Annotated in this window: 16 protein-coding genes; 4 read left to right on the top strand and 12 right to left on the bottom strand. The window is 41.0% G+C overall.

The genetic code is table 11. The features are described 5' to 3' along the window. Nucleotides 1-11: 11 nt before the first annotated feature. Nucleotides 12-398 carry a hypothetical protein gene (locus LCM09_RS10400; RefSeq protein WP_404800809.1) on the bottom strand — a complete coding sequence of 129 codons (387 nt, stop codon included), beginning with the start codon at nucleotides 396-398 and terminating at the stop codon, nucleotides 12-14. A gap of 104 nt (nucleotides 399-502) precedes the next feature. Then, complete coding sequence (locus LCM09_RS10395; protein WP_224881315.1) at nucleotides 503-772, bottom strand: YuzI family membrane protein; 270 nt, start codon at nucleotides 770-772, stop codon at nucleotides 503-505. A 107-nt stretch (nucleotides 773-879) separates the two neighbouring features. On the opposite strand from LCM09_RS10395, the gene LCM09_RS10390 reads away from it, so the two are divergent. Continuing rightward, entirely contained in the window at nucleotides 880-1,353 is a 474-nt protein-coding gene (locus LCM09_RS10390) for a glycine/sarcosine/betaine reductase selenoprotein B family protein (RefSeq protein WP_224881313.1), read from the top strand. Nucleotides 1,354-1,428: 75 nt separating this feature from the next. After that, nucleotides 1,429-1,617: a hypothetical protein gene (locus LCM09_RS10385; protein WP_224881311.1), complete on the top strand. Its 189-nt coding sequence runs from the start codon at nucleotides 1,429-1,431 to the stop codon at nucleotides 1,615-1,617. 277 nt (nucleotides 1,618-1,894) lie between these two features. Here the strand turns inward: LCM09_RS10385 and aceA are convergent, their stop codons facing one another. The 8 genes from aceA to LCM09_RS10345 form a co-directional block, all read right to left on the bottom strand. Continuing rightward, entirely contained in the window at nucleotides 1,895-3,169 is a 1,275-nt protein-coding gene (gene aceA, locus LCM09_RS10380) for an isocitrate lyase (RefSeq protein ID WP_224881309.1), read from the bottom strand. Between the two features lie 20 nt (nucleotides 3,170-3,189). Continuing rightward, complete coding sequence (locus LCM09_RS10375; protein ID WP_224881308.1) at nucleotides 3,190-4,116, bottom strand: aldolase/citrate lyase/malate synthase family protein; 927 nt, start codon at nucleotides 4,114-4,116, stop codon at nucleotides 3,190-3,192. 355 nt (nucleotides 4,117-4,471) lie between these two features. Beyond that, nucleotides 4,472-4,795: a thioredoxin family protein gene (locus LCM09_RS10370; RefSeq protein WP_224881306.1), complete on the bottom strand. Its 324-nt coding sequence runs from the start codon at nucleotides 4,793-4,795 to the stop codon at nucleotides 4,472-4,474. A 12-nt stretch (nucleotides 4,796-4,807) separates the two neighbouring features. Then, nucleotides 4,808-5,650 carry a DUF1206 domain-containing protein gene (locus LCM09_RS10365; protein ID WP_224881304.1) on the bottom strand — a complete coding sequence of 281 codons (843 nt, stop codon included), beginning with the start codon at nucleotides 5,648-5,650 and terminating at the stop codon, nucleotides 4,808-4,810. Between the two features lie 241 nt (nucleotides 5,651-5,891). Next, complete coding sequence (locus tag LCM09_RS10360) at nucleotides 5,892-6,776, bottom strand: metal ABC transporter permease (protein WP_224881302.1); 885 nt, start codon at nucleotides 6,774-6,776, stop codon at nucleotides 5,892-5,894. Nucleotides 6,777-6,778: 2 nt separating this feature from the next. Beyond that, a complete protein-coding gene (locus LCM09_RS10355; RefSeq protein WP_224881301.1) occupies nucleotides 6,779-8,125 on the bottom strand; it encodes a metal ABC transporter permease in 1,347 nt (448 codons plus the stop codon). A gap of 15 nt (nucleotides 8,126-8,140) precedes the next feature. Further along, a complete protein-coding gene (locus tag LCM09_RS10350; protein ID WP_224881299.1) occupies nucleotides 8,141-8,893 on the bottom strand; it encodes a metal ABC transporter ATP-binding protein in 753 nt (250 codons plus the stop codon). 30 nt (nucleotides 8,894-8,923) lie between these two features. After that, complete coding sequence (locus LCM09_RS10345) at nucleotides 8,924-9,847, bottom strand: metal ABC transporter solute-binding protein, Zn/Mn family (RefSeq protein WP_224881297.1); 924 nt, start codon at nucleotides 9,845-9,847, stop codon at nucleotides 8,924-8,926. A 394-nt stretch (nucleotides 9,848-10,241) separates the two neighbouring features. Between LCM09_RS10345 and LCM09_RS10340 the strand changes: the two genes are divergently transcribed. Beyond that, entirely contained in the window at nucleotides 10,242-10,484 is a 243-nt protein-coding gene (locus tag LCM09_RS10340) for a helix-turn-helix domain-containing protein (protein WP_224881289.1), read from the top strand. A 34-nt stretch (nucleotides 10,485-10,518) separates the two neighbouring features. Here LCM09_RS10340 and LCM09_RS10335 read toward each other — a convergent pair whose 3' ends face one another. Next, the gene (locus tag LCM09_RS10335; RefSeq protein WP_224881287.1) at nucleotides 10,519-12,324 is read right to left on the bottom strand and encodes an ATP-binding protein; all 1,806 of its coding nucleotides are present in this window, start codon (nucleotides 12,322-12,324) and stop codon (nucleotides 10,519-10,521) included. A gap of 251 nt (nucleotides 12,325-12,575) precedes the next feature. On the opposite strand from LCM09_RS10335, the gene LCM09_RS10330 reads away from it, so the two are divergent. After that, on the top strand, nucleotides 12,576-12,860 hold the full coding sequence (locus LCM09_RS10330; RefSeq protein WP_224881285.1) for a hypothetical protein: 285 nt from the start codon (nucleotides 12,576-12,578) through the stop codon (nucleotides 12,858-12,860). Here the strand turns inward: LCM09_RS10330 and LCM09_RS10325 are convergent. Further along, nucleotides 12,851-14,695, bottom strand: a complete 1,845-nt coding sequence (locus LCM09_RS10325; RefSeq protein WP_224881283.1) for a helix-turn-helix domain-containing protein — start codon at nucleotides 14,693-14,695, stop codon at nucleotides 12,851-12,853. The genes LCM09_RS10330 and LCM09_RS10325 overlap by 10 nt on opposite strands. Nucleotides 14,696-14,713 lie beyond the last annotated feature (18 nt).

The following is a 14,713-nucleotide window of genomic DNA, read 5'->3' as shown; positions in this document are numbered from 1 at the left end:
TTTGCTTTCTTCTATCTATATGCACCTTGCCAATAAGGTGAGCCATATTGACTTCCATAACCGCTGTAACCTTGACCACCTTGAGGATACCCTCCGCCTTGATAGCTTCCTTGGCCCTGATAACCACCTTGACCCTGGTACCCTGCTCCATATCCCTGGCCTTGATACCCCTGATAACCATAGCCAGGCGGATAGCCATAACCACCGTAGTACGGAGGTCTTGGTCTAGGATAGCCATAACCTGGTGCTATCGCACTACCAATAAACCCGCCCGCAAGTCCTCCCGCTAAGCCGCCGAGAAAAGGATAGCCGAGCCCAAATTGCCTCATTTGATGATTATATCTATTGTGCAGATGTGGATCATAACAATTCATATGATGATGTCCCATATATCTCACATGTCATCTCCCTTTCCATATACCGTTCGAATGCCTACAGTATAGGTTATGGAAAGGTCACGATATTGAAAGGGACATTAGCGGAGAAAATGGGATTTCACACATTAAAACCTAGGCCAGTAAACACTTAACCAAATCACGACGATGCCTGAAGCGAATAAAAATAATTCAGGTCGCCTCGAAATATATTGAAAATACTCCAAAACGGTGTGTCCAATTATGATAAAGTTAAGTTCTAGAATTAAGGTTACCCCACCCGCAACAGAGAGACCAAAGCCTACGAGAAAAATGAAAAAACGAAAGATCATGTCACTCCAGCAGTAACCGTCTTTTTCATTTCCGCCTGTCCCTCCTCGCGTTTTATTATTCATCATATTAACTTGTCCTTCTAATTATGCTAACTAGAGCATATAACTTTTCATCTATTCGCATAAGTGATACAACGGAATGGGGATAGTATGATTGGAAAGGAGGAGAAACATTGATAGAAAAAGTTGAACAAGCAGTTAGAGAAAACTGGGTTCCATCGTTTCGTTATGAAAAGAACGAAACAACGCCTTTCACACCTTTTACAAAGGACCTTAGCCAGGCAAAAGGCGCAATCGTTTCTACAGGCGGTATTTATGTAAAAGGACAAACGCCCTTTACCGATCATTTCGGACTAGGTGACCCCTCTTACAGAGAAATACCTGTATCTGCAGCTAATAAAGACCTATCATTTTCTCACGAACATTATGATCAAACGAACGTGAGGCAGGACCCTAACGTCCTCTTCCCACTTGAAAGAATGAACGAATTGGTGGCTGAGGGCAGGATTGGAGAATTGGCAGATACTCATTACAGTTTTATGGGGTACATCCCAACTCCTCATCCATTAAAACAGGTGACTGCACCTGAAGTAGCACAAAAACTACTTCAACAAAACGTAGATTTCGCATTGTTGGTCCCTTCCTGACCAGTTTGCCAACAGTCGGCCGGTCTGGTCGCGCGCATTTTGGAAGAACACGGGATTCCGACAGTAACACTTTCAATGTCAAAAGAAATTGCAGACTATGTTAAGATTCCCCGCACGTTATACAACAGATTTCCGTTTGGAAGTGCTGTAGGACAACCAGGCAACAAAGAACAACAGCAACAGGTTATTCATAAAGCTCTTGATTGTCTAAAAGAAGCAACAGAAGGCGGAACAATTGTCGAATCAAACATTAAGTTTAAGTAACGGAAAAACCGGCTGTATGTCAGCCGGTTTTTTACTTGAAAAGAAACATAAAGTTCCTCTACAAACTGATTAGGTATATACCGATCCTTTTAGCTTGTGGTAGCTATGACTAGTTTGCCATTACTTCAAACAATCCAACCGATCATCATTACATAGTTTTCTGTTTTGTTTGGCGGTGTTAGTTTTATTTAGGATTGAGGTTGAATTTTTTTGATTGGAGCGGAAATCACCACCAAATACAATTTAAAAACCGGCTGCATTCAGCCGGTTTTCATCATTAATTTGAAGTTGTAAACTGCTCTTCTTCCGTTGAGCCTTTAAGCGCTGTAGTCGAAGATGTGCCACCCGCAATTACTTGAGAAACAGCATCGAAATACCCTGTTCCTACCTCTCTCTGGTGCCTTGTCGCTGTATATCCATCAACTTCACTAGCAAACTCTGCCTGCTGAAGCTTCGAGTATGCTGCCATACCATGATCCTTATAGTCTCTTGCAAGCTCGAACATGCTATGGTTCAGTGCATGGAATCCAGCTAACGTCACGAACTGGAACTTATAGCCCATCTTACCTAACTCTCTTTGGAATTTCGCAATCGTTTCGTCATCAAGTTTCTTCTTCCAGTTAAACGAAGGCGAACAATTATATGCAAGGAGTTTCCCAGGGAATCTTTCATGGATAGCAGCCGCAAAACGCTTCGCTTCTTCTAAATTCGGTTCAGATGTTTCACACCAAATGAGGTCTGCATAAGGAGCATACGCAAGCCCTCTTGCAATCGCTTGATCGAGTCCTGGTTTCGTATAGAAGAACCCTTCTGGCGTCCGTTCGCCAGTAATAAACTCGTGATCATATTTATCTACATCACTCGTTATTAGATTTGCAGCATTCGCATCCGTTCTCGCGATGATGATCGTAGGAACGCCCATTACGTCTGCTGCAAGTCTAGCAGAGACAAGGTTTCGTACTGCTTGCTGAGTGGGTAGCAATACCTTACCACCTAGGTGACCACACTTTTTCTCCGAAGAAAGTTGATCTTCGAAATGCACGCCTGCTGCACCCGCTTCGATCATCGATTTCATCAGTTCAAACACATTCAGGGCCCCACCAAATCCAGCTTCTGCATCTGCAACGATTGGAACAAACCAATCACGATCATGCATGCCTTCTGAATGTTCGATTTGATCAGCTCGTTGAAGCGCTTGATTAATACGTTTTACTACCTGCGGTACGCTATTCACAGGGTATAAGCTTTGATCAGGGTACATCTGTCCTGAAACGTTTGCGTCAGCAGCAACCTGCCAACCGCTTAAGTATATGGCCTGCAAGCCGGCTTTCACTTGTTGAACAGCTTGATTACCAGTTAAAGCCCCAAGTGCATTCACAAAATCTTCTTCATGAATTGATTTCCATAATCTTTCTGCACCCCGACGAGCAAGCGTATGTTCAATTTGAACCGACCCTCGTAACTTAAGTACTTCTTCTGCCGTATAAGGTCTCTCTACTCCCTTAAAACGATCTTCATTCCAACTAGCCATTAATTTTTTTTCTTCACTCATTATAATTCCTCCTTTAATTATCAACCAAGGCGATTTATACGCTTTTTCCATATTTGATTACTTTCAGGCATAACAAGATTCCAGACGCTAGTAACTTTCTCAATTGCTGAAACTTCTCTAATACTCATTCCGTCGAACCCTGTGATTGCTTCAGGTTGCACGTCAACTTCGCTAATATTCTCAGCATTTCTTATACAAAGAACATGACTACCACGTCTATGTCCAACGGAAATCACGGACTGTACGATTTCGCTTGCGTAGTCATGATCTTCAGTTGATATCCTAAGTCCTGCACTGTGATTTCTTAATTCATATAAAATGTCATCACACTCGGTCCAATTCGATTCGTCGATAACGACTGCCGCTTTCACTGTTCCATTTACTAGCGAAAGCTCACCTTCTGCAAAGGAAATCATATTCTTCCACACCCTCGCTGTTCGATATGAATCGATACCTTTTAGGATTAAGTAGGGTGCTGATCGCATGCTTAAAAGGTAGTTAGCGTTTCTAAACAAGTATGTTCCAACGACCATCAATGTTTGTGAACTTATCGAGCCAACTTGAATCATAATGGCCGGAACTTTTTTATTAAGTGATGCTGCTGTTTTTATGAAATGATTGATAATTTCTAATGAAGAATGAACTTCAGATGTCGTCAGGTGATCAGAAAAGTCAATCGAGACAACGTTCGTTTCTATTTCAAGATACCGCTTTATGTCCGAATGGTTTCTTGGGGTCAAACACACTCGTTGGTCTTGCAAATCTGCTCGAACTGGCTTGATGTTCCAACAGGTCTCACGAATATGTTTCGTTTGAACGTCAGGTTGTGACGTTGTCAGATGCTCTAGTTGCTGATTGTGCTGCTCATCTTCAAATTTGTGTTGAAGTCTTTTTAGGAACAATGCTTCTGACTTTGCTGGTCCAGTTTCCAGTTCCAACGTTCCCATTTAACGCCCCCTCCTCATCAATCCAATCGTCCATTACCGTTACAGCGGTGACAACCGACACAGCTTTCACCACGACAATGTGTGCACTGTTCAGCCTTACGATCCTTACCATGACAATGAGGACAAGAAATTTCACCATTTCCAGAACAGGTATAACAATTCATTTAATCTTCCTCCTAACTGTTATAGTACAACTAACTTAATATGTTAGTATTATATAACAATAAACGAAAAAGGTTCAACCTATTTTTCAGAAAAATATAAATTATTATAAACACCCAAATATAACTGGGGATTGTAGTACTTTTTTGTTAATCCACATAAAAAAACCAGCATCCTATTGGATGCTGGCTCATCAGTTCTTGAATAGTGTTGTAATTCTTTCAATACTTGCAGCAAATGAATCCATGTTAACAAACCGTGCTTCCCTAATCGTTTCCTTTCCTTCTACATACAACAGTAGAACAGGAATGGTAAAAACAGAAAACTCTCCTGCTGCTTCAGGTACATCATGAACATTTAACTTCGCACGCTGAATTTCTGGATAGTCCTCTAGTACTTCCTCTACTTGTGGGAGGAGGGCATGACAAACGGAACAGTTTGTTCCGTATAGATATAAAAAGAATAATTTCTCATCTTGAATAGAGGATAAAGCACCTTGCAAAGAGATTTCTTTCATACTTTCACCTACCTATGAGGAAACAGTTACTCTTCTATTCTTTGCTTTAACGAACATAAATAATCCATATGCAATAAATCCAAGCGCAACGACCCCTAACAGAATCATCCCATAAGGTTGTTGAGCTAGTTCTGAAAGAGCACCGTCAAGTCCTCTCGTCTTATCAGGGTTAGCTGTGATGGCCGTTTGGATAAAAAAGACTCCCATTAATCCAAAGACGACACCTCTTGCACTTAACCCGAATTGACCTACACGTTTACCCCACCATTGCTCTTGGTTGTGCATGTTATGATTCTTTAAACGCTTCATAAACGACTTTTTATACGCACGAACGATTTGAGTCATACCAAAGACGATAAATCCAACACCGATTAGTGCGATAATCCATTGACCGAATGGTTTACTGAGTAGCATAGCTGACCATGTTTGTTTTCCACCAGAAGAAGAGCTTCCTGCTCTCGATATGATTTGAACGGCATTATAAGCAAGAAACACATGAACGATCCCGCTTCCAACAAACCCAATTCGTAACAAGATTTCTTTCGTTCCATTACCTTTTTTCTCTGGGTCCTTTATTCCTTGAATACACTTCCACATGGCATAGCCAAGTAGACCAACAGCTAAAATCCATAGTAGGGCTTCACCGAAAGGCTTTGAAGCAATCGATGCGAATGCACCCTTAGAATCTGTCGTTTTCCCACCTTTTCCTACCGCAGCTTGAAAAGCTAAGATTCCGATTATTAAATAAACAACACCTTTTGCGATATATCCCATCCTAGCAAAACCTCTAATCCAGGGCTTTACATCGTTAGCGGCTCGCTGTGCTTTTGCTTTTGACTCAGTACTTACATCCATCTCTCTTTCTCCTTCCAACAATTTCGATTCTCAGGTATATTCCCTAACAAAATCAATTTCAACCTAAAAATGAAAAAAGAAATAGCCATACTTACGAATCCAGCATTCGTAAGTATGGCCCTTCAATTGAGGAGATAGATCTGTGGGTACAGACTATCGATATGATTTTACTATACTATAAGTCTCTAAATTTTCATATAGTTTTGAATCATTTCTTCTCTAATTTATCGCGTTAAACGATTTATGAGTGTTGAGCAGAGATTGATCTTCTAGCAAGTACTTTACCCATCAAGCCGTGTTTCGGAGATAAAATAAACGTCGCTCCGAAAATCAAGCCAGCGATCGATGCCATTGATCCAGCAATTGAGACATTCCATGCAAGAGCTGCATAATAACCACCAACAGCTGAAGCGACACCGATAAACGCACTGATCAGAAGCATAATGAGCAAGCGATCAGTTAACAAGTATGCTGTTGCACCAGGTACAATCAACATCGCAACAACTAGAATCGCGCCGACACTATCGAATGACGCTACTGTCGTGATCGATACCATTGACATTAATAAATAATGTATGAAGACTACAGGAATTCCAATAGCAGTTGCCATAGCAGGATCAAATGAGCTGATCTTGATCTCCTTATAGAATAGGAATATCAGCGTAAGGTTTAAAATCAGTACGATACCAAGCATCCAAACTGCTGAAGGTCCAAGCTCTATTCCATTGATCGTCAACGTATCCCATGGGATAAACGTAATTTCTCCCATTAGGGCATGGTTAACGTCGAGATGGACTTGACCAGCGAAGGCTGATAATAAGATTACTCCGAAAGCAAACAGAGATGTGAAGACTACACCAATCGCAGCATCGGATTGAACACCTGAAGTATCGAGCACTTGCACGAGAAATGCAGTTAGGAGACCGATGATTCCGGCTCCGACAAGCATATAGATTCCTTCAAGGGAGTGACTTACGAGGTACGCTAGCACGATACCAAGTAAGACGGTGTGACTGATAGCATCAGCTAACATCGCCATTTTCCTTAAAATAAGAAAACAACCTACGATTCCACATGAAACACCTACTAGAGAACCCGTAAGAATAATCCAAGCACCATAGCTCATGATCAGTTAACCTCCCTTCGTTGATAGTCTGATTGATCACTATAAATACCACCTGCAGCAAATAACTCGGGATCTAATTTCGGAGTGCGATCGTGTATCTCCATATATTCCTTCAATTCACTAAGCGTCCTAGAAGGAATTTCCTTGTAATTCCATGAATCGTTTGCAACAAGCTGAAGGTTTGCAAACTTCATCTCATACATGAGATACGTTTCAAACAATCTGTTGTTTAACGTAATTTCATAGCTCTCAATTGCGCCTTTAGATGTTAGTTTCCATAAATCAACACTAGTCTTTGTAATCAACCCTTCTTTTTGAAGGATTGCAAGATTCGCTTGAAGCTTTCGGTCACTCATCGGCCTGCGTTCTACTAGGTCGTCTTTCGAAAATCCGATTTCTCCTCCAGTCGTTGCTGCTGTTTCTGTTAAATCAAACATCGACTGAAGTACCGTTTCACGAGCTACTTCTTTACGTAATTTATAGAGCTTCAGACCTTTTGAAACTAAACCACGTTGTGGAGCGAATACGAGTGAGAAGATGAAGATCAACGTTGCTGCTACCACGATGACTGGTCCTGTAGGAAGACTGCTCGCCAACGAACTCAAAATCGTTCCAAGCATTCCTGAAAGTGCACCGATTCCTCCAGCGATAATAACCATACGATCAAGACGATCTGTCCAATAACGAGCAGAGATCGCTGGCGTGATAAGCATTGCAGCCATCAAGACAACACCTACGGCCTGAAGCCCGATTACGACAGCACTCACGATCAATGTCATCAACAATGCGTTAAGGACACCGGTCGGTAATCCGATTCCCTTAGCAAATTGACGGTCGAACGTAAACAATTTAAGCTCTTTAAACAATAAAAACGTAATGATCAAGAGTGCGATAGCAACTCCAGAGATAACTTTTACATCTGTTCCAACTAACGATGCTGCTTGCCCGAATATAAAATCATCAAGTCCACTTTGGTTCCCGTTTTCCGATTGTGCAATTTTTGTTAAAAGCACGATACCAAAACCAAAGAATACTGAAAGAACCAATCCGATTGCTGTATCTTCTTTGATTCTTGAGTGAGTGATGATCGTTTGAATGAAATAGGTGGCGATTAGCCCAGAGATAGCCGCTCCAACAAGAAACCAGCCAATCGACTTTGTACCGTATAGAAGGAAAGCAATACAAATACCTGGAAGTGCTGCGTGTGCCATCGCATCACCGATTAGACTCTGTTTCCGTAGTAGGGCAAAACTGCCGAGCACGCCACTCGCAATTCCAAGCAGTATGGATCCAAAGAGGACCCATTGTGTGTTTGCATCCTGTAAAGTGAGGATTAAGTCATTCCACATTTCTGGTCCTCCTTATTACTGTTGAACAAACGGCTGATTCACTTGCTGATCAAGGAACGCAAGTCGACCTCCGTAAGTTTTTTGTAGATTATCGATCGTAAACACTTCTTCAGTTGGGCCAAGTGCTACTTGTCGTTTGTTTAATAGGAACGTCCAATCAAAATATTCTTTAACAGTTTGAAGGTCATGATGGACGACTAGAACGGTTTTACCCTGTGCTTTTAATTCGTTCAATAGTGCGATGATTGCTTTTTCTGTTGCTGCGTCAACGCCAACAAATGGTTCATCCATAAAGTAAACCGTCGCATCCTGAGCTAGTGCTCTAGCTAGGAATACACGCTGTTGCTGTCCACCTGAAAGTTGACTGATCTGTCTATTTGCATATTCTTTCATACCTACTTTATCTAGAGCCTGTAGGGCAATTTGTGTATCTTTCTTCCCTGGTCTCTTAAACCAACCGATATGACCATAGCGGCCCATAAGCACGACATCAAGTGCGTTGGTTGGGAAATCCCAATCGACGGAGCCACGTTGAGGAACATATCCAACGAGCTTTCTTTGCGCTCGATAAGATTTTCCATATATGTTGATCGTACCAGATGCAGTTGGAACAAGACCCAGTATCGCCTTGATTAAAGTTGATTTACCTGCGCCGTTTGGACCAACAATCCCTATAAGCTTTCCTTCAGGTACACTAAATGTTACTTCTTGAAGTACCGGCTTACGGTCATATGCAACTGTTACGTTTGAAATATCTACCGGATTCATTCCTGAAACTCCTTTCGTCTTCTAAAACAATTATTTTAATGAAGTTGTTATCGTTTCGATATTATGACGGTACATGCCAGTATACGTTCCTTCTTTAGTTCCCTTCTCGCCCATTGCATCGGAGAACAATTCACCGCCAATTTTCACATCGTGACCCTTTTCTTTCGCGCCTTCAACGACTGCATTAATGGATCGTTCTGAAATACTACTCTCAATAAATACGGCCTTAATATTTCTGTCAACGAGTACATTCACTAGATCTTGAACGTCACGCAAGCCATATTCTGAATCCGTGCTCAAGCCCTGTAGCCCCTTCACTTCCATTCCGTAAGCCTGACCAAAGTACTGAAACGCATCATGTGCTGTTACAAGTACACGACTTTCTTCTGGAATTTCATTGATCTTCTGTTGAGCCTCAGCCTGCACTTCTTCTAATTCCTTAATGTAAGCTTCTGTATTCTTCATGTATTCATCTTTATTTTCCGGGTCGTACTCAATCAAACCATCGCGAACTTCTTCCACTGCATATTTCCAAAGATCGATGTTGAACCATACATGTGGGTCGATTGCTGATTTGTCAGCCGGGTCGATTAGAAGCTTATCTTCTGGAATAGCTTCCGCGATTGGATATGTTGGTTTATCTTTCTTCATCTTGGCAAAGATATCGCCCATCTTACCTTCTAAGTGTAAGCCATTATAAAAAATAATATCTGCTTTAGACAGTTTGTTAATATCCCCCTGAGAAGCTTGATATAAGTGAGGATCGATACCTGGTCCCATTAGTCCGTCAACTTCTACATGCTCTCCACCAACATTTTTCACTATGTCGGCAATCTGTCCGATGGTCGTTGTAACAACGATCTTCTCGTTCTCGCTCCCCGCATCCGTGTTACCACACCCTGAAATAACGAGCGCTAATGCGGCACCTAAAAATAGTGCTAGAAATTTTTTCATGATGAATTCCTCACTTTCGATTAGTTAAGATTGTATTCTTCGATTGTGAATTTGTGCATAGTGGAAAAAATGCTGGCTTGGTGCATTTGCACCAAGAAGTCTTGGCCATGTTTATATTTGTTTACCATGGGCAAACTTTGCTTAAAAAAAAGCGAGCCAAGAAAATTCTCAACTCATTTTTATCACACTATGCATTCACACACAAATGTTTCCTTAGTACAAAACTATCGCGTTCTGCCATCTTTGTCAACACTATTTTATGCATTTTCTAGCCATTTAGAATCATAAGCGTGATCAATGTCACAGCTTCATTTTCAAATAGGATATACAATTGCACTATAAACTGCTACTAAATTTACGTATGAGGAGTAATATAAAATAGGGGGAGATGACGATGACCATATCTAAAAAAATTCGTAAACACCGTCTCGAGAAAGGAATGACGATCGACGAGCTTGCTGTAAAAGTCCGGATTGGAAGAGGCATAATGGAAGCTATCGAAGAAAACAAACTAGTACCTGATGTGCAGACGTTACTAAAGATTTCGACCGCGCTAGACATTCCAGCATCAGAATTCCTAGAGCTTGATCACACAGGAAAGCACCATCATAAAGAATCGACAAATAATAAAAGGTAAAGATAATGAAAAAGCGCCGGCAGAAGCCAGCGCTTTAATTTACTTTTACTAAGTTTTCCTCAGCAGAGGGCAAAGCAACTTCTACTGTTGTGCCCTCTCCCTCACTACTTGTTAAGTGTAATGTACCCCCATGATTTTCAATAATATTGAAACTAACCATCATACCTAGCCCTGTTCCATTCTCTTTCAATGTGTAGAAAGGTTCTCCGATGTGCTGAAGCTGCTCAGCAGAAATCCCGACACCCTGGTCTCGAATTTTTACTGTTGCTTCTTTCTCTTCATTTAGTTTTACCGTCACTGTAATGATGCCACCATTCGGCATCGCTTCGATTGCGTTCTTGATAATATTAACGAATACTTGTTTAATCTGATTTTCTTCACATGTTATGAGAAGCTGATCAAACTCATAATGCGTCCGAATCATCACATCATTCAAAATCGCTTGTGTTTTTAGTAATGTGACGACATGCCTAAGAAGTGATATCAGATCACACTGAGCGAACTCTTTATCATGTGGTCTTGCTAGAAGCATAAATTCACTTACAATCACATTGATTCGGTCGATTTCAGACAGCATGATTTGTAGAAACTCTTTAGACTTCACATCATCCGATGAGGTATAAAGGATATTTGCAAATCCTTTCAATGAAGTTAAAGGATTTCTAATTTCGTGCCCGACCCCAGCAGCTAGTTCTCCAACCGCTGTTAACTTCTCAGATTTCCTCAACAGCTCTTCGGTTTCCTTGAGCTCTGTAATATCTTCAACAATCACGATTACCCCTTTTATGCTTCCATCGATCACATGAGGAATCATGATTAGTTTCACTTTGATCGCGTGTCCTAGCTTATGTAGAATAGCTGACTCGCATTTTTGTGGAATACCTTTCTTCACTTCTAAAAAGCATTTCATGCTTCTTTTCTTTGTTCCATAGGCAAGCATGCTGTAACAGTTAATGTGTTTCGCTTCATGAAATGAATACCCTGATATATTCTCTAGTGCAGGGTTGAAATTTATTATTGTGCCTTCTAAATCAACAAGCATAATACCATCCGGGTTGTTTTCTACGAGTGAATTATACCGGCGTTCGCTCTCCTGAAGCTGCGCAGTTTTTAATGCTAGTTTTCGGTCCCTAACAACACTAATCAAAAGAAGAACCGTAACGATGAAAACAGCAGTTAAAATCACGTATGGCATCATGGACCCTTCGCTGTACTTCTCCATATTAAATGATGTTGATGAAGAGGCATATGAGATGGTGAAATAATGAACGGAAGCAATTCCTAACCCTAAAGTAAGAGCTCCAATTACATTATTAATAAACTGTCGTTTTTCATTCCTCATCCGGTACACGATCCACAAACTACAAAAAGATGAGAACATCGCAATAAATGCTGTTACGATTAATTGCCAAACATTCGTAAGAGTATATGATACCTCGAGCACATATACAGAGCTTACTAGCTGAAGGGCTAACAACGTCACAGTTAATGATAAGCTAGACAAGATAACTGGTAAAAGACGACCGTGCATTTTCGAAATAAAAAAGAATGTCACAAATGCTCCGATCATCGGTATTGTTAACGATAGAACGATAAACCATGGTTGATCGAACTGCTGGATAGCTACGTTACTTGAGTACCCATGCAACCCTATATAATAAAGGATCCATATTCCTGATCCAAGAGTTGCAGCACTTCCAACTGCCCATAGTTTCTTAGTCTTAGAGCAGACACCTACCGTTCGTTCATGGAAATCAAATGCTGCATACGTGTAGCTCACTACCATAAAAATCGACAATGCAACTAAAAAAAAGTGAAATGTATAAGTGAAATTCCCCATTATATACCCCGCCCAATTTATGACTAACTAGCGTAATGATCCAGTCTTAAAAGTTATACTATGTAATCTATTTGACACTGTATTGAAATACCCTTCCAAATTTCATCAATATATCCTAAATTTCTCATTCAAGGATTAAATATTTACTAGCGACCGAACAAGATTGTCTCATGGACAATCTTGAGTCGGCACATTTTCTTGAGTAATCCTTTATAATGATGGGTATCTAACTTGGTGAGGAGGTATCTCACATGGATCAATTGTTATTTAAGGTACAAAAGGTCAGTCGACTTGAAAACTACCATATCCCAGATACCCTTGAAGCGAATGTAGAGGTAGAGCTGATCGACCGAAAATCTGGAGACTTGCTAAAGCAAGCTGTATTACCTGTCCGTTTCAATGAGCATGGGGCGTTCCCGTCCATTCCACATGTGCGATCATTTACAAACGACAAGAAAACACAAACAAAACTATTATTCGATATTAGAAGATACATTAGAAGACTAAGACCATTTCTAGAACCGGATCAAGATTGACTCTCTTCGTATAAGTATTTATAAATATTACACGCAACCTGGATGTTCAATAAGTCACTAGGAGAATCAAAGTCAACAACCAGTATCTCTTGAATTCTCTGCATTCGGTAATTCATCGTATTCACGTGAACATGAAGCAATTCTGATGCTCTTCTTAAATCTTGTCCAGTCGATAGGTAGATAAATAGCGTGTGAAAAAGATCTCCTTTTCTACGCTTCTCATAGGAAAGAAGTGGTGAGAGATAATCTAGTGCGTAATCTGAAAGCTCCTTTTCTTCATTGTTGAGCAACAAACGCAGTGCGCCGATCTCACCATACCAAGATACGCTCCCATCAAAAGTGAATCTACGTAAAAACGTAATGGTCTTTTTCGCTTCTTTGAACGTCACGTATAGGTTGTGAACTCCTTTTACAGGTTTACCAATTCCTATTCGATAATGGTGGTCATCAATTACACAACTAAGAAGCTGCTTCAGACTATGAATAAAGGAATTGACTTGATCGACCACATATACCGCTTCCGTATCTTTGAAGTGAAAAAGCACCACGATTTGTCTTCCCCACTCCGTCACATGAATGTTCTTATCCACACATTCTGATATCGAATGCTGAATTGCTGAGTGCACGCATTGTCTTGACCACTCTTCCTTAACGCCATTTTCTTTTGGTAAATCTATGAGTGCGATCGCATACGAACCATTTTCACAGGTATGTAGACGCGAAGCAAGGTAGTCAAAATCAGTATCCTCTCCGTCCACTGACATCATATTGATCAAAAGCTCATTTGTAAGGCGCTGCTTTTCCTTTTCTTCGCCTTCCTTTTTCATCAACTGTAATCCTGCAACTGTACAAGAATGCCAGATTGCGGAATGTTCAAACCTTGTCAGCTGAGTTGTCGTTGAAAGAATCGCTAGGTAGCCCGTCGGAAACGTGAGCCGTCCAAGCGCAAAAAGCATAAACCCTTTCCCATTCATCACGTTTCTTCCTGACCGTTTCTCGGTGGAACGTATATTACGATGGATGGCCTTTCTTAACTCGTCTAATACGGATATCTCCGCCATACTCTTCGCTTGGATATCGCCGAAGGGACTAAATAATACGACCGGCCTGTCGATTGAATTTGAAAGAAACGTACAGATATCTTGAAAAGAGTTCTCTTCCATCCCAAAATCTGAAAGTGCTTGATGGGTTTCTACCGATTTTGATAAGTTCTCATTTTGTTCGAGCACCGATTGATTGAAGGTCTTCAGTCGCTCGATCGATGATTTTTTGTTTTCATATAGTCCTGCATTTTCAATAGCGATAGAGGCTTGTGAAGAGATGGCCTCAACAAGCTTAATATCTTCATCTTCAAACCTCTTCATTTCATCAAAGCTATCCAATACAATGACGCCAGTACAAGTTGCATCTTTTTTGATCGGCACGCAAACCGTGCTCATCGGTAAACGGATCGCTGACTTATGATATAACTCTTTGTTAAGTGAAGTCATCGTGCTCATCGCTTGGGCTGCTTTTTCACTTGTAGGGAAATGCATCGTTTCTTCTTTCTTGAACGCCATCCCAGTCATCGATTCTCCAGGAGTTAGGATCACTTCATTTAAGCTCTCTTTATGAAACCCTGTTGAAGCCGCAACTCGTAATCCTTCCTTCTTCTCATCTAGTAGAAACAAAATTCCACCCTCAGCAGCATCGATCGCAGAAACAGCTTCCTCGATCACCGATTGGATCACAGAGTAAAAATCCAATGACGAATTGAAGATGGTGGAGACCTCCATAAGTAAGTGAAGCTGACGTTTACTTAGTTCTGCTTCGTTGTATAGTAATCCTTTCGCCACAAGTGCCACTCCCCATCC

Source organism: Guptibacillus algicola (genome assembly GCF_020171805.1).
Taxonomy (GTDB): domain Bacteria; phylum Bacillota; class Bacilli; order Bacillales; family Guptibacillaceae; genus Guptibacillus; species Guptibacillus algicola.
The sequence above is the reverse complement of the archived record's forward strand: the minus strand, read 5'-3'. Positions and strand labels throughout refer to the sequence as shown.

What these genes read in the sequence shown, in the direction of transcription:
- LCM09_RS10395 (WP_224881315.1), bottom strand. Translation starts at nt 772, where the DNA reads ATGATGAATAATAAAACGCGAGGAGGGACAGGCGGAAATGAAAAAGAC.
- LCM09_RS10385 (WP_224881311.1), top strand. Translation starts at nt 1,429, where the DNA reads ATGTCAAAAGAAATTGCAGACTATGTTAAGATTCCCCGCACGTTATAC.
- aceA (WP_224881309.1), bottom strand. Translation starts at nt 3,169, where the DNA reads ATGAGTGAAGAAAAAAAATTAATGGCTAGTTGGAATGAAGATCGTTTT.
- LCM09_RS10375 (WP_224881308.1), bottom strand. Translation starts at nt 4,116, where the DNA reads ATGGGAACGTTGGAACTGGAAACTGGACCAGCAAAGTCAGAAGCATTG.
- LCM09_RS10370 (WP_224881306.1), bottom strand. Translation starts at nt 4,795, where the DNA reads ATGAAAGAAATCTCTTTGCAAGGTGCTTTATCCTCTATTCAAGATGAG.
- LCM09_RS10365 (WP_224881304.1), bottom strand. Translation starts at nt 5,650, where the DNA reads ATGGATGTAAGTACTGAGTCAAAAGCAAAAGCACAGCGAGCCGCTAAC.
- LCM09_RS10360 (WP_224881302.1), bottom strand. Translation starts at nt 6,776, where the DNA reads ATGAGCTATGGTGCTTGGATTATTCTTACGGGTTCTCTAGTAGGTGTT.
- LCM09_RS10355 (WP_224881301.1), bottom strand. Translation starts at nt 8,125, where the DNA reads ATGTGGAATGACTTAATCCTCACTTTACAGGATGCAAACACACAATGG.
- LCM09_RS10350 (WP_224881299.1), bottom strand. Translation starts at nt 8,893, where the DNA reads ATGAATCCGGTAGATATTTCAAACGTAACAGTTGCATATGACCGTAAG.
- LCM09_RS10345 (WP_224881297.1), bottom strand. Translation starts at nt 9,847, where the DNA reads ATGAAAAAATTTCTAGCACTATTTTTAGGTGCCGCATTAGCGCTCGTT.
- LCM09_RS10340 (WP_224881289.1), top strand. Translation starts at nt 10,242, where the DNA reads ATGACCATATCTAAAAAAATTCGTAAACACCGTCTCGAGAAAGGAATG.
- LCM09_RS10335 (WP_224881287.1), bottom strand. Translation starts at nt 12,324, where the DNA reads ATGGGGAATTTCACTTATACATTTCACTTTTTTTTAGTTGCATTGTCG.
- LCM09_RS10330 (WP_224881285.1), top strand. Translation starts at nt 12,576, where the DNA reads ATGGATCAATTGTTATTTAAGGTACAAAAGGTCAGTCGACTTGAAAAC.